Source organism: Enterobacter cloacae complex sp. 2021EL-01169, from assembly GCF_020733125.1.
Lineage (GTDB): Bacteria > Pseudomonadota > Gammaproteobacteria > Enterobacterales > Enterobacteriaceae > Enterobacter > Enterobacter roggenkampii.
The window spans coordinates 104,386-126,366 of the sequence record NZ_JAJFTC010000012.1 but is presented as its reverse complement, the minus strand read 5'-3'; the positions used below and the strand labels follow the sequence as shown (position 1 = coordinate 126,366).

General features: G+C 58.0%; 16 protein-coding genes. 8 read left to right on the top strand and 8 right to left on the bottom strand.

The window, feature by feature from the left end; translation table 11 throughout:
- Nucleotides 1-269 precede the first annotated feature (269 nt).
- The 3 genes from argH to argC form a co-directional block, all read right to left on the bottom strand.
- Nucleotides 270-1,643: an argininosuccinate lyase gene (argH, locus tag LLF79_RS21655; RefSeq protein WP_106105310.1), complete on the bottom strand. Its 1,374-nt coding sequence runs from the start codon at nt 1,641-1,643 to the stop codon at nt 270-272.
- A 105-nt stretch (nt 1,644-1,748) separates the two neighbouring features.
- A complete protein-coding gene (gene argB / locus LLF79_RS21650; protein WP_086538377.1) occupies nt 1,749-2,525 on the bottom strand; it encodes an acetylglutamate kinase in 777 nt (258 codons plus the stop codon).
- A 6-nt stretch (nt 2,526-2,531) separates the two neighbouring features.
- Nucleotides 2,532-3,536, bottom strand: a complete 1,005-nt coding sequence (gene argC, locus LLF79_RS21645) for an N-acetyl-gamma-glutamyl-phosphate reductase (protein ID WP_008501789.1) — start codon at nt 3,534-3,536, stop codon at nt 2,532-2,534.
- An 88-nt stretch (nt 3,537-3,624) separates the two neighbouring features.
- Between argC and argE the strand changes: the two genes are divergently transcribed.
- From argE to LLF79_RS21620, 5 genes are all read left to right on the top strand, one after another.
- Nucleotides 3,625-4,776 (top strand): acetylornithine deacetylase, encoded by a 1,152-nt coding sequence (gene argE, locus LLF79_RS21640; protein ID WP_008501790.1) that lies wholly within the window; start codon nt 3,625-3,627, stop codon nt 4,774-4,776.
- Nucleotides 4,777-5,022: 246 nt separating this feature from the next.
- Nucleotides 5,023-7,674: a phosphoenolpyruvate carboxylase gene (ppc, locus tag LLF79_RS21635; RefSeq protein WP_023326306.1), complete on the top strand. Its 2,652-nt coding sequence runs from the start codon at nt 5,023-5,025 to the stop codon at nt 7,672-7,674.
- Between the two features lie 94 nt (nt 7,675-7,768).
- Nucleotides 7,769-8,533, top strand: a complete 765-nt coding sequence (locus tag LLF79_RS21630; protein WP_008501792.1) for an AraC family transcriptional regulator — start codon at nt 7,769-7,771, stop codon at nt 8,531-8,533.
- A gap of 128 nt (nt 8,534-8,661) precedes the next feature.
- Complete coding sequence (gene fsa, locus LLF79_RS21625) at nt 8,662-9,324, top strand: fructose-6-phosphate aldolase (RefSeq protein WP_045416926.1); 663 nt, start codon at nt 8,662-8,664, stop codon at nt 9,322-9,324.
- A gap of 12 nt (nt 9,325-9,336) precedes the next feature.
- Entirely contained in the window at nt 9,337-10,440 is a 1,104-nt protein-coding gene (locus tag LLF79_RS21620; protein ID WP_045416923.1) for a glycerol dehydrogenase, read from the top strand.
- Nucleotides 10,441-10,531: 91 nt separating this feature from the next.
- Here the strand turns inward: LLF79_RS21620 and katG are convergent, their stop codons facing one another.
- The 4 genes from katG to metB form a co-directional block, all read right to left on the bottom strand.
- Nucleotides 10,532-12,712, bottom strand: coding sequence for a catalase/peroxidase HPI (katG, locus tag LLF79_RS21615; protein WP_227880411.1), 2,181 nt, complete (start codon nt 12,710-12,712; stop codon nt 10,532-10,534).
- A gap of 147 nt (nt 12,713-12,859) precedes the next feature.
- Nucleotides 12,860-13,747, bottom strand: a complete 888-nt coding sequence (metF, locus tag LLF79_RS21610; protein WP_227880410.1) for a methylenetetrahydrofolate reductase — start codon at nt 13,745-13,747, stop codon at nt 12,860-12,862.
- Nucleotides 13,748-13,973: 226 nt separating this feature from the next.
- Nucleotides 13,974-16,406 (bottom strand): bifunctional aspartate kinase/homoserine dehydrogenase II, encoded by a 2,433-nt coding sequence (locus tag LLF79_RS21605; RefSeq protein WP_227880408.1) that lies wholly within the window; start codon nt 16,404-16,406, stop codon nt 13,974-13,976.
- Nucleotides 16,407-16,408: 2 nt separating this feature from the next.
- Nucleotides 16,409-17,569 (bottom strand): cystathionine gamma-synthase, encoded by a 1,161-nt coding sequence (metB, locus tag LLF79_RS21600; protein WP_021242813.1) that lies wholly within the window; start codon nt 17,567-17,569, stop codon nt 16,409-16,411.
- A gap of 276 nt (nt 17,570-17,845) precedes the next feature.
- Here metB and metJ point away from each other — a divergent pair, with 276 nt between their 5' ends.
- Nucleotides 17,846-18,163: a met regulon transcriptional regulator MetJ gene (gene metJ / locus LLF79_RS21595; protein ID WP_003862042.1), complete on the top strand. Its 318-nt coding sequence runs from the start codon at nt 17,846-17,848 to the stop codon at nt 18,161-18,163.
- Nucleotides 18,164-18,211: 48 nt separating this feature from the next.
- Here the strand turns inward: metJ and rpmE are convergent, their stop codons facing one another.
- Nucleotides 18,212-18,424, bottom strand: a complete 213-nt coding sequence (gene rpmE / locus LLF79_RS21590) for a 50S ribosomal protein L31 (RefSeq protein ID WP_003862040.1) — start codon at nt 18,422-18,424, stop codon at nt 18,212-18,214.
- A 200-nt stretch (nt 18,425-18,624) separates the two neighbouring features.
- Between rpmE and priA the strand changes: the two genes are divergently transcribed.
- Together priA and cytR are read left to right on the top strand one after the other, a co-directional pair.
- Entirely contained in the window at nt 18,625-20,820 is a 2,196-nt protein-coding gene (gene priA, locus LLF79_RS21585; RefSeq protein ID WP_227880406.1) for a primosomal protein N', read from the top strand.
- Between the two features lie 119 nt (nt 20,821-20,939).
- Nucleotides 20,940-21,965, top strand: a complete 1,026-nt coding sequence (gene cytR, locus LLF79_RS21580; protein ID WP_227880405.1) for a DNA-binding transcriptional regulator CytR — start codon at nt 20,940-20,942, stop codon at nt 21,963-21,965.
- Nucleotides 21,966-21,981 lie beyond the last annotated feature (16 nt).

The window sequence follows — 21,981 nt, the reverse complement described above, 5'->3', positions numbered from 1 at the left end:
TCATGGCGATAGATAGCATAGCAACGAACGATTATCCCTATCAAGCATTCTGTTGAATAATACACCACATAGACGAGGCGGCACGTGTTTGACCCTTGACGTCCCCGCCACCGTCAGCGAGTTTCTCTCAAAACTCGAACAACTAAAGCCAACGTGAACTTTTGCGGACCCCGTGGTCCGCTTTTTTTTGCGTAAAAAAGCCCAACTCAGGGTTGGGCTGGGGTTTTGTAGGTCGGGTAAGGCGAAGCCGCCACCCGACGTTTCAGGCATCAAATCAGGCGGTTTTTCGCCTCCGCAATGGCCTGCGCCACCTGCTTAGGCGACACGCCGCCTTTCGCCGCACGCTTATCCAGGCAGGACTGCAGCGCCAGAATCGGATACACATCATCCCCGATAGCCGCGCTGAATTTTTGCAGATCGGCCAGCGCCAGATCTTCCAGCGGTTTACCCTGACGAATGGCTTCCACTACCGCTTCACCGACAATATGGTGCGCTTCACGGAACGGTACGCCCTTCGCTACCAGATAATCCGCCAGCTCGGTAGAGTTCGCATAGCCCTGCTGCGCCGCTTCCTGACAGCGCGGACGCTTCACCTGAATGCCGTCCAGCACCAGCGCGCCCATATGCAGACAGTCGAGCCAGGTGTCGAGCGCGTCGAACAGCCCTTCTTTGTCTTCCTGCATATCTTTGTTGTACGCCAGCGGCAGCCCTTTCAGGGTCATCATCATGCCGGTCAGCGCGCCCTGCACGCGGCCACATTTCCCGCGGATCAGCTCCAGCGCGTCCGGGTTTTTCTTCTGCGGCATCAGGGATGAGCCTGACGTCACGCGGTCGGACAGCTCAACGAAGCCCGCTTCACCGGAGTTAAAGAAAATCAGATCTTCGGCAAAGCGCGACAGGTGCACCATGCCGATAGACGCATTGGAGAGCAGCTCCAGCACGTGGTCACGGTCAGAGACGCTGTCCAGGCTGTTACGGGTGGCGGAGGCAAAGCCCAGCCAGCCTGCCAGCTGTTCACGGTCGATTTCGTAAGCGGTACCCGCCAGCGCGCCGCTGCCCAGCGGGCTGACGTCCAGACGCTTCAGGGTATCCTGCAGACGGCTTTCGTCACGCGCCAGCATCTCAACGTAGGCCAGACACCAGTGCGCAAAGGTCACCGGCTGCGCGCGCTGCAGGTGGGTATAACCCGGCATCACCGCGTCCTGATTGTTCTGTGCGGTCTCCACCAGCGCGGTCTGCAGCTGACGGTTAGCCGCCAGCAGTTCGCCAACGGTATCTTTACACCACAGCTTCAGGTCGGTGGCGACCTGGTCGTTACGGCTACGGCCGGTGTGCAGCTTTTTACCCAACTGGCCGACCTTGTCGATCAGTTTGCCTTCCACCCAGCTGTGAATATCTTCAGCATCGCTCTGCAGAATTTGCTGCGGATCCAGACGTACCTCTTCCAGCAGGTTGTTCAGCGCCTCTTCCAGCTGCTGCTGTTCGTCTGCGGTCAGTACGCCAACGGTCACCAGCGCTTTGGACCAGGCCACAGAGCCGACAATATCCTGTTCGGCCAGGCGGTAGTCGAAGCGCAAAGAGTCGTTGAACTGTTTGAACCGCTGATCCGCTGCCTGTGTAAAACGCCCACCCCAAAGTGCCATAACGAATTTCCTTAATGATGATATTTTTGCCCGGTGGCGCTGCGCTTACCGGGCCTACAAAATTCACGTAGGCCGGATAAGCGAAGCGCCATCCGGCACAGAATCTTAAGCCAGAATACGCGTGCCAATCGGCGTGCCGTTAAACAGCGCCGGAAGCTGCTCCGCGTGACGCCAGGAGGCGATATCAACCGGACGGCCCAGCGTGCGCGCCGCATCCAGCGCGGCGTTCACTTTGACGATCATGCCGTCGGTGATGATGCCCTGCGCAATCAGCTGCTCGGCTTTTGCCGCAGTCATTTCCGCAATGCGCTGGCCTTTTCCGTCCAGAATGCCGCTCACGTCGGAGAGCAGGATCAGGTCCGCACCCAGCGTTGCCGCCAGTGCAGTTGCCGCCTGGTCAGCGTTAACGTTCATCAGCTCGCCCTCTTCGGTCACGCCGATAGAGCTCACCACCGGCAGGAAACCGCCTTCCAGCAACGTGTTAATCAGCTTAGGCGAACCCGGCTGCGCCAGTCCAACGTGACCGAGCGCTTCGTCGAGCTGGGTCACTTTTACGCTGTCGCCATCGCCCAGATAGAGGCCAACGGAGGCAATGTGGTGTTTCTTCGCCCAGGACAGCAGGGTTTTGTTCGCTGTACCCGCCAGCGCACCGGTGATAATGTCAATCTGGTCCGCAGGCGTCACGCGCAGGCCGTTTTTCTTGATCACCGGCAGGTTGAGCCCTTTCATCAGTTCATCCACCACGCAGCCGCCGCCGTGCACAATCACCAGCGGACGTTGGTGTGATTCGCGATAGTTCACCAGCGCGGTAAACAGACGCTCCAGCGCTTCTTCGCTGTCCAGCAGTACACCACCGAGTTTGATAATTAATGGGTTCATCATCACACCTTAAATAAGAGCCTGCGTTTCCGGGAAACCGAAACGAATATTTGCACACTGCATTGCCTGAGCGGCAGCGCCTTTCAGTAAGTTATCTTCTGCGGCCACCACGATGAGATGCTCACCCTGCACGGCAAAGCCGATGTCGCAGAACGGCAGGCCGACCACATTTTTCAGCGCCGGCACGCCTTTGTCGTACAGGCGCACCAGCGGTTTGTCCGCATACGCCTGCGTGAAGACCTCATTCACCTGCTCTTTGGTCACGCCAGGCTTCAGGCGGCAGGTAATGGTTTCGAGGATCCCACGCGGGAAGCTGCCCAGATGCGGCGTGAAAATCACGTCCGCGCCCAGATGGGTGGTGATTTCAGGATGATGGCGATGATTAAACACGCCATACGGCTGAAGGCTCACTTCGCAGAAGCTGTTGGAGATCGCCGCCTTGCGCCCTGCTCCGCTCACGCCGCTGGTGGCGTTGATCACCGGCCACTGGTTCAGATCCAGCAGCCCGGCGTCGATCAGCGGTTTCAGCGAAAGCTGCGCCGCCGTCGGGTAGCAGCCCGGAACGGCAATCAGATCCGCTTCTTTCAGTTTATCTGCGCTCCACTCCGCCAGGCCGTACACCGCTTTTTCAAGCAGATCCGGATGCTGATGGGTGAAACCGTAATATTTTTCGTAGAACGCGCCGTCGTTAACGCGGAACGCGCCGGAGAGGTCGAAGACCACGCAGCCAGCCGCAAGGAACTGCGGCGCCAGGTCGTGGCTGACCTCGTGCGCGGTGGCTAAAAACACCACGTCGACGCCGTCGGTAAACTCGCTGATGTCAGACATGGGCTGCAAAGGCAGATCGACCAGGCCCTTAAGCTGCGGATGCAAATCGGAAATTAACTTTCCTGCATCATTGCTTTGCGCTGACACGGTCAAAGCGGTTATGGTCATATGTGGATGGCGATTCACGTAGCTTACAAGCTCTGCGCCCGCATAACCGCTAGCGCCTACAATCAGCGTATTCAACATCGGGTTCCTTTATGCTCAACGTTAATGTATTTTTATTCACATTTATTGCATGAATATTGATACTATCACGACCTAAGGTGTGTCAACAATGAAAATGAACTTACCGCCATTTATCGAGATCTACCGCGCCCTGATTGCCACACCGTCCATCAGCGCAACGGAAGAAGCGCTGGATCAGAGCAATGAGTCTTTAATCAATCTGCTGGCGGGTTGGTTTAGCGATCTTGGGTTTAACGTTGAGGTTCAGCCCGTCCCCGGCACTCGTCACAAATTTAACCTGCTCGCCAGTACCGGAACCGGTGCGGGCGGCCTGCTGCTGGCCGGTCACACCGACACCGTGCCGTTTGACGATGGCCGCTGGACGCGCGATCCGTTCACCCTGACCGAGCACGACAACAAGCTCTACGGTCTGGGCACCGCAGACATGAAAGGCTTCTTCGCCTTTATCCTCGACGCGCTGCGTGACGTGGACGTGACGAAGCTGAAAAAACCGCTCTACATTCTGGCGACCGCCGATGAAGAAACCAGCATGGCGGGCGCGCGCTACTTTTCAGAAAACACGTCGATTCGTCCGGATTGCGCGATCATCGGCGAGCCGACGTCTCTGCAACCGATTCGCGCACATAAAGGCCATATCTCTACCGCCGTGCGCGTGCTCGGCCAGTCCGGCCACTCCAGCGATCCGGCGCGCGGCGTCAACGCCATTGAGCTGATGCATGACGCTATCGGCCGCATCATGACCCTGCGCGACGATCTGAAAGAGCGTTACCACTATGAGGCGTTCACCGTGCCGTATCCAACGCTCAATCTCGGCAGCCTGCACGGCGGTGATGCCTCGAACCGTATCTGCGCCTGCTGCGAGCTGCACATGGACATCCGACCGCTGCCGGGCATGACCCTGAGCGATCTGGATGGTTTACTGAACGAAGCGCTGGCCCCGGTGAGTGAGCGCTGGCCGGGCCGCCTGACGGTCTCGGAACTGCACCCGCCGATCCCGGGTTATGAATGCCCGCCGGACCATCAGCTGGTCGAAGTGGTGGAAAAGCTGCTCGGTGAAAAAACTGACGTGGTGAATTACTGCACCGAAGCGCCGTTTATTCAGACGCTGTGCCCGACGCTGGTTCTTGGCCCCGGCTCCATCAACCAGGCGCACCAGCCGGATGAATATCTTGAAACCCGCTTTATCAAGCCGACCCGCGAACTGATTACCCAGGTTGTACATCATTTCTGCTGGCATTAATGACCTTTCCCCTCTCGGAAGAGAGGGGAAAATCCCGCGATCTCCGTCACATTTCCATAAGCATCTCTTATCTGACGCAATGCGAATTAAATTTCGTAAATTGCCCACATTTATTCGTTTGCTGAACCGTTTTCGCAGCAATTGACGACGGGGGTTTTACGTGGCTTTATAAAGGGAGATGACAAAATAATGTCCAGAAGATTTTCGCCTGGGCATAAACAAAAATGATGGGGTGACTGGGTTTTTATGAACGAACAATATTCCGCGTTGCGTAGTAATGTCAGTATGCTCGGCAAAGTGCTTGGAGATACCATCAAAGATGCGTTGGGGGAGAACATCCTCGACCGCGTTGAAACCATCCGCAAGCTGTCTAAATCTTCCCGTGCCGGTAACGAGGCCAGTCGTCAGGAGCTGCTCACCACCTTGCAGAACCTCTCGAACGACGAGCTGCTGCCCGTTGCACGCGCATTCAGCCAGTTCCTGAACCTGGCCAACACCGCTGAGCAATACCACAGCATTTCGCCAAACGGCGAAGCGGCCAGCAACCCGGAAGTCATTGCCCGCACCCTTCGTAAACTGAAAGACCAGCCAGACCTCAACGAAGCCACCATCAAAAAAGCAGTGGAGTCACTTTCGCTGGAGCTGGTACTGACCGCTCACCCAACCGAGATCACCCGTCGCACCCTGATCCACAAAATGGTGGAAGTGAACAACTGCCTGAAGCAGCTGGATAACAAAGACATTGCCGACTATGAACGCAACCAGCTGATGCGCCGCCTGCGCCAGCTGATTGCTCAGTCCTGGCACACCGATGAAATTCGTAAGCATCGCCCAAGCCCGGTCGACGAAGCTAAATGGGGCTTTGCGGTGGTGGAAAACAGCCTGTGGGAAGGGGTACCGAACTACCTGCGCGAGCTGAACGAACAGCTGGAAGCGAACCTGGGCTACCGTCTGCCGGTCGACTTTGTGCCGGTCCGCTTTACCTCCTGGATGGGCGGCGACCGCGACGGCAACCCAAACGTCACCGCAGAAATCACCCGTCACGTCCTGCTGCTGAGCCGCTGGAAAGCGACCGATCTGTTCCTGAAAGACATTCAGGTACTGATCTCCGAGCTGTCGATGGTAGAAGCGACGCCGGAACTGCGCGCGCTGGCCGGTGAAGAAGGCGCCAGCGAGCCGTACCGTTTCCTGATGAAAAAACTGCGTGGTCAGCTGATGGCCACTCAGGCCTGGCTGGAAGCGCGCCTGAAAGGCCAGCGTCTGCCAAAACCAGAAGGGCTGCTGAGCCAGAACGAGCAGCTCTGGGAGCCGCTGTACGCCTGTTATAAATCACTCCAGGCGTGCGGGATGGGCATCATTGCCAACGGCGAACTGCTCGACACCCTGCGTCGCGTGAAGTGTTTCGGCGTGCCGCTGGTACGTATCGACGTGCGTCAGGAAAGTACCCGTCATACCGAAGCGCTGGGCGAGCTGACCCGCTACCTCGGCATCGGCGACTATGAAAGCTGGTCCGAAGCCGACAAACAGGCGTTCCTGATCCGCGAGCTGAACTCCAAGCGCCCTCTGCTGCCGCGCAACTGGGAGCCAAGCAACGATACCCGCGAAGTGCTCAACACCTGTAAAGCGATCGTGGACGCACCGAAAGGATCGGTCGCCGCCTATGTGATCTCCATGGCGAAAACCCCGTCCGACGTGCTGGGCGTTCACCTCCTGCTGAAAGAAGCGGGCATTGACTACGCCCTGCCGGTCGCCCCGCTGTTTGAAACCCTCGACGACCTGAACAACGCCAACGACGTGATGAGCCAGCTGCTGAACATCGACTGGTATCGCGGCTTTATTCAGGGCAAACAGATGGTGATGATCGGCTATTCCGACTCCGCAAAAGATGCGGGCGTGATGGCGGCGTCCTGGGCGCAGTATCAGGCGCAGGACGCACTGATCAAAACCTGCGAGAAAGCCGGTATCGAGCTGACCCTGTTCCACGGACGCGGTGGCTCCATTGGCCGTGGCGGCGCGCCAGCACACGCGGCACTGCTGTCACAGCCGCCGGGAAGCCTGAAAGGCGGCCTGCGCGTCACCGAGCAGGGCGAGATGATCCGCTTCAAGTACGGCCTGCCGGAAGTGACCATCAGCAGCCTGTCGCTTTATACCAGCGCGATCCTCGAAGCCAACCTGCTGCCACCGCCGGAGCCAAAAGAATCCTGGTGCCGCATCATGGACGAGCTGTCAGGCATCTCCTGCGATCTGTACCGCGGCTATGTGCGTGAAAACAAAGATTTCGTCCCTTACTTCCGTTCAGCCACGCCTGAGCAGGAGCTGGGTAAACTGCCGCTGGGCTCACGTCCTGCCAAGCGTCGTCCGACCGGCGGCGTTGAATCCCTGCGCGCCATTCCGTGGATCTTCGCCTGGACGCAGAACCGCTTAATGCTGCCCGCCTGGCTGGGTGCCGGTGCCGCGCTGCAAAAAGTGGTGGAAGACGGTAAACAGAGCGAACTGGAAACCATGTGCCGCGACTGGCCGTTCTTCTCTACCCGTCTGGGAATGCTGGAGATGGTCTTCTCGAAGGCCGACCTGTGGCTGGCGGAATACTACGATCAGCGCCTGGTGAAGCCAGAGCTGTGGGCGCTGGGCAAAGAGCTGCGCGAACTGCTGGAAGGCGACATCAAAGTGGTGCTGGACATCGCTAACGACTCACACCTGATGGCGGACCTGCCGTGGATTGCCGAGTCTATCCAGCTGCGTAACATCTACACCGACCCGCTGAACGTCCTGCAGGCAGAGCTGCTGCACCGTTCGCGTCTGGCAGAAGAAGAAGGGAAAGAGCCGGATCCACGCGTTGAACAGGCGCTGATGGTGACGATTGCGGGCGTTGCGGCAGGTATGCGTAACACCGGCTAATGCTTTACGCCCGGCGGCGCTGCGCTTGCACGGGCCTACGATAAGTAGGCCGGGTAAGCGTTAGCGCCACCCGGCAAATTTCGGTAGTCTCCTTATGCATTCCGATATCACCCAGATTTTGACAGACCTGGTGAACCGCACGTTACCGCTGGGTCAGATTCATTTCTCAGCGCTGGCTGAACAGCATCCCCGAACCTCTCCCTGCCTCGGCATTACCCTTGACACACCCTGCGAGGCGATTTTTTCTTTTTTTGGACAAATTACGCATCCTGCGCCTCACGCCCTGAGCATACATTTCGGTAAGCAGCAGCTTACAATCGAGTTACAGCATGACAATGTGCTCTTACAACAACTCCAGGTTGCCCGACGTGGTCCGCGAACGGGGGCTTTTCTTCTGCAAACGCTCACCGAATTACAGATGCAGCCAGAAGAGCAGGACACAGCAAGGCTGGTGGTTTTAAGCCTGCTCAGCCACTGCCGGGATCTGCTTGGAAGCGAAATTCACACCGACAGCCGCAGCCGGGCACTGTTCGAAGCCGTTCGGAGCTATATCGAAGAAAATTATGCCTCTTTGTTAACTCGCGAATCCGTGGCACAGGCGTTCTACATCTCACCAAACTACCTTTCCCATCTATTCCAGAAAGTCGGCAGCGTCGGATTCAATGAATATTTAACAAAAACGCGCCTGGAACATGCGCGTCAGCTGCTGAAAGGCTACGATCTCAAAATTAAAGATATCGCCACACGCTGTGGATTTACGGACAGCAACTACTTTTGCCGTCTCTTTCGCAAGCACACCGAACGTTCCCCTTCCGAATATCGACGCCAGTACCACAGCCAGCTGATCGCCAAAAAGTAGCATTGTGATCGCTCTCTCACTTCGCCAAGGACATTACATTTGTCCAGTATTTGGCAAAATTGACCTGTATTCGCCGCGCCTGGGTGCGCCGTATCCTTTATTCAACCTTTCTGACTTAAGGAAAAATAATGGAACTGTACCTGGATACCGCCAACGTGGCGGAAGTTGAACGCCTGGCGCGCATTTTTCCCATTGCGGGCGTTACCACCAACCCGAGCATCATTGCCGCCAGCCGTGAATCCATCTGGGACGTGCTGCCGCGCCTGCAACAAGCCATCGGGCCGGAAGGCACGCTGTTTGCTCAAACCATGAGCCGCGATTCCGAAGGCATGGTGGCAGAAGCCAAACGTCTGAGTAACGCTATTCCGGGCATTGTGGTGAAAATCCCGGTGACGGCTCAGGGACTTATCGCAATTAAGGCCTTGAAAAAAGAGGGGATAACCACGCTGGGCACCGCCGTTTACAGCGCGGCGCAGGGCTTGCTCGCCGCACTCGCAGGGGCGAAATATGTCGCGCCGTACGTCAACCGCGTCGACGCGCAGGGCGGTGACGGCATTCGCATGGTTCAGGAACTGCAGTCCCTGCTGGAGCTGCACGCGCCGGACAGTAAAGTGCTGGCCGCCAGCTTCAAAACGCCGCGTCAGGCGCTCGACTGCCTGTTGGCAGGATGTGAAGCAATCACGCTTCCCTTAGACGTAGCGCAACACATGCTCGGTACGCCGGCGGTAGAGTCAGCCATAGAGAAGTTCGAGCAGGACTGGAAAAACGCGTTTGGTAACCTCAACCTCTAAGGGAGAACTGTTATGGACCGTATCATTCAATCGCCGGGGAAATATATCCAGGGCGCGGATGTGCTGACCCGTCTCGGCGACTATCTGAAACCCCTGGCAAACCGCTGGCTGGTCGTCGGCGATAAGTTTGTGCTGGGTTTTGCCGAAGAGACCCTGCGCCAGAGTTTTAAAAAAGCCGAACTGCATGCCGAAATTGCGCCGTTTGGCGGCGAATGTTCGCAAAATGAAATCGATCGTCTGAAAAAGCTGGCCGACAGCGCCGACTGCCCGGCAGTACTGGGTATTGGTGGCGGTAAAACGCTGGATACCGCGAAAGCGCTGGCTCACTTTATGGACGTGCCGGTCGCCATTGCGCCGACTATCGCGTCCACCGACGCGCCGTGCAGCGCCCTTTCCGTTATTTACACCGACAGCGGCGAGTTCGATCGCTACCTGATGCTGCCGCACAACCCGAACATGGTCATTGTGGATACGAAAGTGGTAGCAGGTGCGCCTGCACGTCTGCTGGCCGCCGGGATTGGCGACGCGCTGGCGACCTGGTTTGAAGCACGCGCCTGCTCGCGCAGCGGCGCGACCACTATGGCCGGGGGTAAATGCACACAGGCGGCATTAGCGCTCGCCGAGCTGTGCTACAACACGCTGGTTGAAGAGGGTGAAAAAGCGATGCTGGCGGCGGAACAGCATGTGGTGACGCCTGCGCTGGAACGCATCATCGAAGCCAACACCTATCTCAGCGGCGTCGGCTTTGAAAGCGGCGGGCTGGCGGCTGCACACGCTATTCATAACGGCATGACGGCGGTGCCGGACGCGCATCACTTCTATCATGGGGAGAAAGTGGCGTTTGGTACGCTGACGCAGCTGGTGCTGGAAAACGCGCCGGTAGAAGAAATTGAGACCGTCGCGGCGCTTTGCCACAGCGTAGGGCTGCCGCTCACGCTGGCACAGCTGAACATCAAAGAGGATATTCCGGCCAAAATGCGTCTGATCGCCGAAGCCTCTTGCGCGGAAGGAGAAACGATCCACAACATGCCGGGGGGCGTCACGCCGGATCAGGTGTATGCGGCGCTGCTGGTGGCAGACCAGTATGGACAGCGATTCCTGCAGGAGTGGGAGTAATAAAAAAGCCGGGTGGCGCTGCGCTTACCCGGCCTACATGGCACTTTAATTTGTAGGCCGGGTAAGGCGTAGCCGCCACCCGGCACACTGGCTACTTCACGTCAAACCGATCCAGATCCATGACCTTCGCCCAGGCGGCAACGAAGTCGCGGACAAACTTCTCATGCGCATCATCGCTGGCGTAAACCTCGGCCAGCGCGCGCAGGACGGCGTTAGAGCCGAAGACCAGATCGGCGCGGGTGGCGGTATATTTCACTTCACCGCTGGTGCGATCGCTTCCGGCAAACAGCTCATTGGACTCATCGGTCGCCTTCCACTGCGTGTTCATATCCAGCAGATTCACGAAGAAATCAGTGCTCAGCACGCCTTCGCGGTTGGTGAACACGCCGTTTTTACTGCCATCAAAGTTGGCACCCAGTACGCGCAGGCCGCCAATCAGCACCGTCAGTTCTGGCGCAGTCAGCGTCAGCTGTTGGGCTTTATCAATCAGCAGAGACTCCGTGGTGGACACATCCACCTGCGCACGGTAGTTGCGGAAACCATCGGCAATCGGTTCGAGCAGGTTAAACATCTCGATAGCCGTCTGATCCTGACGCGCATCAACGCGGCCCGGCGTGAACGGTACGGTGACATACACACCTGCCGCTTTTGCGGCCTGCTCAACGCCTACCGCGCCCGCCAGCACGATGATATCGGCCAGAGAGGCTTTGTTGGTGGTGCGCTGGATAGCTTCCAGGGCTGGCAGCGCGCGAACCGCCGCAGCGTTCACGTCCCAGTCGCGCTGAGGCGCCAGCGCCAGACGCGCGCCGTTGGCACCGCCACGCTTATCGCCACCGCGGAAGGTCGAGGCTGACGCCCAGGCAACGGAAACCAGTTCGCTCACGGAGAGACCAGAGGCAGCAATTTCCGCCTTCAGGCTTTCAATGTCTTCTTTCGTCGGATTGAACACCGCCTGCGGCAGCGGGTCCTGCCAAATCAGATCTTCTTTCGGCACTTCCGGGCCAAGGTAACGCGATTTTGGCCCCATATCACGGTGGGTCAGCTTGAACCAGGCACGCGCGAAGGCTTCGTTGAAGGCCTGCGGATCGTTCAGGAAGCGGCGGGAAATCTTTTCGAATTCCGGGTCGAAGCGCAGCGTCAGGTCGGTGACCAGCATGGTAGGCTTGCGTTTTTTCGACGGGTCGAACGGATCGGGCATGATTTCCGGCGCATCCACGGCTTCAAACTGAATCGCCCCTGCCGGGCTGCGGGTCTGTACCCATTCGTATTTGAACAGGTTCTCGAAGAAGTAGTTGCTCCACTGTGTCGGGGTTTGTGACCAGATGACTTCCAGACCGGAGGTAATGGCATCAGCGCCAACCCCCGTGCCGTGCGTGCTGGCCCAGCCCAGGCCCTGTGCTTCAATCGGTGAGGCTTCGGGGTCGGTACCCACGTGGGTGGCTTCACCCGCGCCGTGAGTCTTGCCGAGGGTGTGGCCGCCTGCAATCAGCGCGACGGTCTCTTCATCGTTCATGCCCATGTTGCCGAAGGTCGCACGAATCGCTGCCGCCGCTGACAGCGGTTCACCGCTGGCGTTCGGCCCTTCCGGGTTCACGTAGATCAGGCCCATTTCGGTGGCTGCCAGAGGACGCTTAGCCAGTGCTTCCGGGTCACGGTGGGTCAGCCAGGCTTTTTCATCACCCCAGTTCACGTCCAGATCCGGTTCCCAGACGTCTTCACGCCCGGCACCAAAACCAAAGGTACGGAAGCCGGAGTTCTCCAGCGCCACGTTACCCGCGAGGATAAACAGGTCGGCCCAGGAGATTTTTTGTCCGTATTTTTTCTTGATAGGCCACAGCAGACGGCGCGCTTTATCCAGGCTTACGTTATCCGGCCAGGAGTTCAGTGGCGCAAAGCGCTGTTGACCGCGTCCTGCCCCACCGCGCCCGTCCACGGAGCGATAGGTACCCGCACCGTGCCACGCCATACGGATAAACAGGCCCGCATAGCTGCCCCAGTCGGCTGGCCACCACGGTTGAGAGTCGGTTAAAAGTGCTTTGAGGTCGCCTTTAAGGGCAGAGTAATCAAGCTTGCTGAATTCTTTGCGGTAGTCGAAGTCTTCACCCAGCGGGTTCGAACGATTGGAATGTTGGTTAAGAAGATCGATGCGGAGTTGTTTTGGCCACCAGTCGCGGCTGCCTGTACCTGCGCCCGCGCTGTGATCGACGCCGCCCTGATGGAACGGGCATTTGCCGACTGATGCCGCTTTATTGGTCTCGTCTGACGTGCTCATCGCTATGCTCCCTTTTACAGTGTTACCGTTACGATATACACCACTAGCAATAAGTTATAGTTGAATTAATCCACAGATTCGATAGCTGATACCTTTTAACTTTTTACCCTGTTAAAAAGCCCTCTATTTAAGAGGGCTTTTGGTGTTTTACGCGGGGCGAACGCCCAGAGTATGGCAGATGGCATAGCTCATCTCCGCGCGGTTTAGCGTGTAAAAGTGGAAGTCTTTCACCCCTTCACGGCTTAAGATTTTCACCATGTCCATGGCGATATTGGCCCCCACCAGCTTGCGGGTTTCCGGGTCATGATCCAGACCTTCGTACATTTTGGACATCCACAGCGGAATGCGCACGTTGGTCATATCGGCGAATTTCTTCGCCTGTTTGAAGTTAGAGACCGGCAGAATGCCCGGGATAATTTCAACCTCGATGCCCGCGGAGACGCAGCGGTCACGGAAGCGCAGGTAGCTTTCGACATCAAAGAAGAACTGGGTAATGGCGCGGTTGGCACCAGCCTCCACTTTACGCTTGAGGTTAAGCAGATCCGCCTGGGCGCTTTTCGCTTCCGGGTGAACCTCAGGGTAAGCAGCCACGGAGATATCGAAATCTGCCACCTCTTTCAGCAGCCCAACCAGGTCGGCCGCATACATCTCTGGCTTGCCGCTGCCGGGCGGGAGGTCGCCGCGCAGTGCGACAATATGACGGATGCCGTTATTCCAGTAGTCCTGGGCGATGGCACGCAGCTCGTCGCGGGTGGCGTCGATACAGGTGAGGTGCGGCGCCGCTTCCAGACCGGTACGATCTTTGATGCCTTTAATGATGCTGTGCGTACGGTCACGCTCGCCAGAGTTCGCACCGTAGGTCACGGAGACAAACTTTGGTTTCAGGCTGCTGAGACGATCGATAGAGCTCCACAGGGTTTGCTCCATTTCACTGGTGCGCGGCGGGAAAAATTCAAAAGAGACGTTAATCTGACCGTTTACTTCGGCCAGGCTCTGGTTCAGTGCTTCCCGCTGGTTGGCGTGAAAAAAGCTCATACCCTACCCCTATCAATCGCGTGTCATTGTCTGTTGTGTTGTGAACTTCTATACGTTTAGACGTCCAGATGTAAAAATGACGGAAAAGCGGAGGGACGTCAATAGAAATAATCAACAATAACGGTGAGGTTTGCTCAGGGAAGATGAGGGAAATTCATGATGGGGGTGAGCGCGGTCCGATGCCCTCACCCTAACCCTCTCCCACAGGGAGAGGGAAATTGAGTTTTTACAGCAGCTTAGCCAGACGGTTAATGTCGGACTGGATCGCCCCGGCGGTGACGTCGCGCCCGGCGCCCGGGCCGCGGATCACCAGCGGGTTATCGCGGTACCAGCGGCTTTCGATGGCGAAGACGTTATCGCACGGCAACAGCGCCGCCAGCGGATGTTCAGGACGCACCGCCTCGACACCGACGCGCGCTTTTCCGTTGGCCTCAAAACGTGCCACGTAACGCAGCACCAGACCCATCTCGTTCGCCGCTTCCAGACGCTGCACCATCTGCTCGTTAAGCTCTTCACCATTCTCAAAGAAATGATCCACCGAGCCTTCCTCACAGCCGGCAGGCACCAGCGACTCGACGCGGACGGAATCCGGCTCGATGTCATAACCTGCTTCACGCGCCAGGATCACCAGCTTGCGCATCACGTCTTTACCGGAGAGGTCAACGCGCGGATCGGGTTCCGTTAAGCCCTGCTGCCACGCCTGATCCACCAGGTCGGTGAACGGTACAGTGCCGTCGAACTGCAGGAACAGCCAGGAGAGCGTACCGGAGAAGATACCGCTCAGCGCCAGAATGCTGTCACCGCTTTCAATCAGGTCGCGCACGGTGTGGTTTACCGGCAGGCCCGCGCCCACGGTGGCGTTATACAGCCAGTGACGGCCGGTTTTTTCAAACGCGTCGTGGATCTGGCGGTATTTATCGGTGCTGCTTGCCCCCGCCAGCTTGTTGGCGCTGATGACGTGGAAACCGTGGCTGGCGAAATCAAGATACTGATCGGCAAGCTGTTCGCTGGCGGTCACGTCCAGCACCACCAGATCGTCGTACGGGTGCGCGCGCATCCACAGGAACAGCGACTCTTCATCCTGCTCAACGGCTTCATCATTAAAGAAGGCAAGCGCGCGGCTGGCATCCAGCCCTTCGTAGTTCAGCAGGCTGCGGCGGCTGTCCACCACGCCTGCGAGAATGAATTCGAACCCGGTACGCGCCGAGAGCGTGACCTGTTCGCGGGCGAACAGCTCCAGCCAGCGGGAACCGATGTTGCCTTTACCAAACAGCACCAGGCCGATGCGTTTTTCCGCGCGGAACAGAGAGGTATGCAGACCCTGAATCAGGCTTTCGGTTGGCCCTTTGCGCAGAACGGCAACCAGGCTGATGCCCTCTTCCGACTGCCAGGTGAACTCCACCGGCTGGCCTTTCAGCTGCTGCCAGAAGCGGTGGCAGTGCAGCGGGTTACGGGTGACGCCCGCGCCCACCATCGCCACCAGCGCCAGCCCCTGACGCAGGCGAAGCTCGCCCGGCAGGCCCGCTTCATCCAGAATTTTCAGCGCGCTGTCCGCCACTTCTGCGGTATAGCAGAACTGCAGCAGCTGGCGGTCATTATGCACACCCACGGCCAGCGGACGCACCTGGGCGCGTTTCAGGATCGTGTCGATCTCTTTATGTGCCAGCCTGAAGTCCTGGCCCGCAGGAACCTGGAACTCAATCAGGCAGATGTCGTCGTGGCTGGTAACAATACGCGCCCCGGTACCAGAGGCCAGCACGCGCTCAATGCGCGTGGAGCCTTGATCCGGGGTGTAGCTGCAGCGCAGCTGCAGGTCGATATCGCTACCGGAAACCGGCTGCAGCGTACGGGCGTGCAGCACCGGTGCCGCCAGACGCGCCAGCTCGCTGGCTTCATCCAGGCGCAGCAGCGGCAGCAGGCAGGCATCTTTTACTTTGCGCGGGTCCGCGCTATAAACACCGGCCACGTCGCTCCAGATGGTGACGCGGGACACGCCCGCCAGAGCACCGATTTGCGTCGCCGAGTAGTCGGAGCCGTTACGGCCCAGCAGCACGGTTTCACCCGCGTTGCTGCGGCTGATAAAGCCGGTAACCACAATGCGTTTGCCCGGGTGCTGCACCAGCAGCTGCTGCAGCAGCGGGTAGGATAACCTTTCATCCACCTGCGGCTGCGCGGCGCGTTCGGCACGCAGGAAATCACGCGCGTCGAGCCAGGCGGCGTCCACGCCCAGGTGTTGCAGAACCGCAGCCATCAGGCGCGCAGACCACACTTCACCGTGGCCAACCACTTCGGCATACACCGCATCGGTAATGCCGCTGTCCAGCAGAGCGGCCAGACGCTCAAGATCGTGCGTGAAGGCGCTGATCAGCCCGTCCGCCACGTCCGCAGGCAGCAGGCCGGCAATCAATTCGCTCTGATAGCGACGTAATGACTGTTGCACCTGATGCGCAGAAAGGCGATCGGTCTGGCTCAGTTTCAGCCAGCTAATCAACTGGTTGGTGGTGCTGCCCGCCGCCGAGACAACCATCATGTCACCCGGCTGTGAATATTCCGTCATGATCCCTGCGACGCGCAGGTAACATTTCACATCAGCAAGACTACTACCACCAAACTTGTGCAGCTGACGACCCTTCGCCCCTGCCTGCGCTATCACACTCATGATTACCCCTTGGCTGCGACCCGGAAGCCATTTTCCAGATCGGCAATTAAATCTTCAGAATCTTCGATACCGGTTGAGATCCGCAGCAGCGTCTCAGAAATCCCGGCGGCGGCACGTGCTTCGGGTGCCATACCTGCGTGCGTCATGGTCGCGGCGTGGGAGATCAAGCTTTCAACCCCACCTAAGGATTCCGCCAGCGTAAACAATGACAGCCCGCTCAGGAAGCGACGCAGCGTTTGCTCGTCACCGTCCAGTTCAAAACTTAACATCGCGCCAAACCCTTTCTGCTGGCGCGCGGCAATCTCGTGCCCCTGGTTTTCCGGCAGCGACGGGTGATACAGCTTCTTCACCAGCGGCTGGGTTTTCAGGAAGTCGACAATCGCCTGAGCATTGCGCTGCGCCACGTCCATGCGCGGCGACAGCGTACGGATGCCGCGCAACAGCAGGTAGCTGTCGAAGGCGCCTGCGGTGACGCCAATGTTATTGGCCCACCATGCCAGTTCGGTGACAACATCCGGATCTTTGGCAATCACCACGCCTGCCACCACGTCAGAATGGCCGTTCAGATATTTAGTGCATGAATGCAATACCAGATCGGCACCCAGTGCGAGTGGGTTCTGAAGGGCCGGACTGAGGAACGTATTATCCACTACACTTATCGCTCCCGCATCCCTTGCGAGCTGACAAATTTTCGCAATATCGACAACGCGCAACAATGGATTGCTTGGACTTTCCACCAGAACCAGCTTCGGTTTCTCTGCCAGCGCCTGTTTCAGCGCCTGTTCGTCGTTTTGATCGACAAACAGCACGCGATAGCAGCCGCGTTTCGCCAGGCTATCAAACAGGCGATAGCTGCCGCCGTAGCAATCGTGCGGCGCAACCAGCAGATCGCCGGGCTTGAGGAACACCGTGGTCACCAGGTGAATGGCGGACATCCCGGTATTGGTTAATACGGCGCCTGCGCCACCTTCCAGTTCGGCCAGCGCACGCTGGGTCACGTCACGCGTAGGGTTGCCACGACGCGAGTAGTCATGCGCACGGGGTTCATTAAATCCGGTGAAATTGTAGGTACTGGAAAGATGAATGGGCGGGACAACGCAGCCGTACTGCTCGTCATCATTTAATCCGCTACGCACTGCGATAGTGGCCTGTTTACGCGTCATGGTGAGGGCTTCCTGGCGAATGAGGTGAAAAGTCAGGCACCAGAGTAAACATTGAAAGTATGGACGTCAATACATCTGGACATCTAAACTTCTTTGCGTATAGATTGAGCAATGCGCAAATAGCCGTTAAAATTATATGCTTTAGTGCACGCTGCAGCGGCAATATCCGTGCCACGGTATCGTCTCTACGGTAAACTAGGCAAGATTGCGGTTCAAAACGGGTGGTTACCGGTTTTGCACCTTTAGATAAATGACTGAGAGGATTAAAGGTATCTCATGGCTGAATGGAGCGGCGAATATATCAGCCCATACGCTGAGCACGGTAAGAAGAGTGAGCAAGTAAAGAAAATTACGGTTTCCATTCCTCTGAAGGTGTTGAAGATCCTCACCGATGAACGTACGCGTCGTCAGGTGAACAACCTGCGCCACGCAACCAACAGCGAACTGCTGTGCGAAGCGTTTCTGCATGCGTTTACCGGTCAACCGTTGCCGAACGATGACGATCTGCGCAAAGAGCGTAGTGATGAAATCCCGGAAGAGGCGAAGGTGATCATGCGTGAACTGGGTATCGACCCGGAGACGTGGGAATACTGAGAAGCGGATACAAAAAAGGCACCTTGCGGTGCCTTTTTTTCGGGAAACTTATTTAGCGCCCGGGATGCTGAAACGCTTGTTGAAGCGGTCAACACGGCCACCGGTTGCAACATCACGCTGCTTACCAGTGTAGAACGGGTGGCATTTGCCGCACACGTCCAGGTTCAGATCGTGACCCACGGTAGAGCGGATCTGGATAGAGTTACCGCAAGAACAGTTTGCAGTAATCATTTCGTATTTCGGGTGAATATCTTTTTTCATGGGAGAACCTCAGTTAAGGCCGCGTCGCTCTTCCAGCCCTAACGCCAGACACCACGCGATGTTGATTGTAAGTTCTTTGGCGTAAAGTACACCAAAGGCGGCGAATCATACAGAATTTGACCAACGTATGCAAACTGATCCGCACGCCGCTTTTACTAATGTGTATACTAACGCGCCACTTTTCAAGTCAGGAAGATTCGATGCCCGTCGCTCACGTTGCCCTGCCCGTTCCGCTTCCCCGCACCTTTGACTATCTGCTGCCCGACAGCATGAGCGCCAAAGCGGGCTGTCGCGTGACCGTGCCGTTTGGCAAACAGCAGCGCGTGGGGATTGTGGTCTCCGTCAGCGATAAGAGCGAACTGCCGCTTAACGAACTGAAATCGGTCGTTGAGGTGCTGGACAGCGAGCCCGTCTACTCCACCAGCACCTGGCGACTGCTGCTGTGGGCGGCGGATTATTATCATCACCCCATCGGCGACGTCCTGTTCCACGCCCTGCCAATTATGCTGCGTCAGGGCAAGAGCGCCAGCCATGCGCCAATGTGGTACTGGTTTGCCACGGAGGAAGGCCAGGCCGTCGACATCAACAGCCTGAAGCGCTCGCAGAAACAGCAGCGGGCGCTGGCGGCGCTGCGTCAGGGGAAAATCTGGCGGCATCAAGTCGACGAGCTTGAGGTCAGCGAAACGGCGCTACAGGCATTAAGAAAAAAAGGGCTGAGCGACCTGGCAAGCGAGGCGCCTGCCCTTAACGACTGGCGGGAGAGTTTCTCCGTTTCAGGGGATCGCCTGCGTCTGAATACCGAGCAGGCCACCGCGGTAGGCGCAATTCATAGCGCTTCCGATCGTTTCTCTGCCTGGCTGCTGGCTGGGGTCACCGGTTCCGGCAAGACCGAAGTTTACCTGAGCGTGCTGGAAAACGTGCTCGCGCAGGGGAAACAGGCGCTGGTGATGGTGCCGGAAATTGGCCTGACGCCGCAAACCATCGCCCGATTCCGCGAACGCTTTAACGCGCCGGTTGAGGTTCTGCACTCCGGCCTGAATGACAGCGAGCGACTCAGCGCCTGGCTGAAAGCGAAAAACGGCGAAGCGGCGATTGTAATCGGCACACGCTCGTCGCTGTTCACGCCGTTTAAAAATCTTGGCGTTATCGTGATCGACGAAGAGCACGACAGCTCCTATAAACAGCAGGAAGGCTGGCGCTATCACGCCCGCGATCTGGCCGTCTACCGCGCGCACAGCGAGCAAATTCCTATTGTTCTGGGATCCGCCACGCCTGCGCTCGAAACGCTGCACAACGTGCGCCAGCGTAAATACCACATGCTGCGCCTGACGCGTCGCGCGGGGAATGCCCGTCCGGCCATTCAGCACGTGCTGGATTTGAAAGGTCAGCAGGTCCAGGCGGGGCTAGCGCCCGCGCTGATTACCCGCATGCGCCAGCATTTGCAGGCGGGGAATCAGGTCATTCTGTTCCTCAACCGTCGCGGATTTGCACCTGCCCTGCTGTGCCACGACTGCGGCTGGATTGCCGAATGCCCGCGCTGCGATCACTACTACACCTTCCATCAGGCCCAGCGTCATTTGCGCTGCCACCACTGCGACAGCCAGCGTCCTGTGCCGCGCCAGTGCCCGTCGTGTGGCTCAACGCATATTGTGCCGGTCGGTCTGGGGACGGAACAGCTGGAGCAGGCGCTTGGGCCCTTTTTCCCGGACGTGCCGATTTCGCGTATCGACCGGGACACCACCAGCCGCAAAGGCGCACTCGAACAGCAGCTGGCGGAAGTGCATCGCGGTGGCGCGCGCATCCTGATTGGCACCCAGATGCTGGCCAAAGGCCACCACTTCCCGGACGTGACGCTGGTCGCCCTGCTGGACGTGGACGGCGCGCTGTTCTCGGCAGATTTCCGCTCCGCCGAGCGCTTCGCCCAGCTTTACACCCAGGTTGCCGGACGTGCAGGACGCGCCGGTAAACAGGGCGAAGTGGTGCTGCAAACGCACCACCCGGAGCACCCGCTGCTGCAAACCCTGCTGCACAAAGGCTATGACGCCTTTGCCGAGCAGGCGCTGGCCGAACGCCAGACCATGCAGCTACCGCCGTGGACCAGCCACGTCATCATCCGCGCGGAAGATCATAACAATCAGCAGGCGCCACTTTTCCTGCAGCAGCTGAGAAACCTCCTGCAGGCCAGCCCGCTGGTGGATAGTCAGCTGTGGATTTTGGGCCCGGTGCCTGCCCTCGCGCCAAAACGCGGCGGCCGTTTCCGCTGGCAGATCTTGCTCCAGCACCCCTCGCGTATTCGTCTTCAGCATATTGTTAGCGGCGCGCTGGTGCTGATTAACACCCTGCCCGAAGCGCGAAAAGTGAAGTGGGTGCTGGACGTCGACCCCATCGAAGGCTGAAGCTGGATCGAAAAATTTAACGCTCCTCACACTTTTTATGAAAATTCTGTAACCGATTCCATTAACTATCTGTAAAAATGGTGATGTCAGAAGTTCGGTGTTCAGGCGAGGAGAAGACGTTGAAGTCCAGGAAAGAGGTTGCGACTGCGACCATGAAAGACGTTGCCCAGAAAGCACAGGTCTCTACGGCAACAGTATCCTGCGCATTAATGAACCCGGATAAAGTCTCCCAGGCGACCCGTAACCGGGTGGAGCAGGCTGCGCTTGAAGTGGGCTATTTTCCGCAGGCAATGGGACGTAACGTCAAACGCAACGAGTCGCGCACCATCCTGGTGATTGTGCCGGACATCTGTGACCCTTTCTTTAGCGCGATTATCCGCGGCATAGAAGTCACCGCGGCGGAACAGGGGTACCTGGTGCTGATTGGCGACTGCGCCCATCAGAACCAACAGGAAAAAACCTTCATCGACCTCATTATCACCAAGCAGATCGACGGCATGCTGCTGCTTGGCTCTCGCCTGCCGTTTGATGCCAGCATCGAAGAGCAGCGTAATTTACCGCCGATGGTGATGGCCAACGAGTTTGCGCCAGAGCTGGAGCTGCCGACGGTCCATATCGATAACCTTACCGCCGCGTTCAACGCCGTAAACTATCTCCAGGAGCTGGGGCATAAGCGTATTGGCTGCATCGCCGGGCCGGAAGAGATGCCGCTGTGTCACTACCGTTTGCAGGGCTACGTTCAGGCGCTGCGCCGGACCGGCGTCACCGTCGATCCGCACTACATTGCGCGCGGTGATTTTACCTTCGCAGCCGGTGGACAGGCACTGGAGAAACTTCTGGACCTGCCTGAGCCGCCAACCGCCGTATTTTGCCACAGCGACGTGATGGCGCTGGGCGCATTATCGTATGCCAAACGCCGCGGCCTTCGCATACCGAAAGATTTATCCATCATCGGTTTCGATAATATTTCGCTTTCGGAATTTTGCGATCCGCCGCTCTCAACGGTCGCTCAGCCGCGCTACCAAATCGGCCGCGAAGCGATGCTGCTTCTGCTGGATCAGCTTCACGGTCAAACAGTTAGCAGCGGCTCACGGTTGCTGGACTGCGAACTGATCGTCCGCGGCACGACCCAGGCATTGACTTAAAGTAAACGTCTTTCGG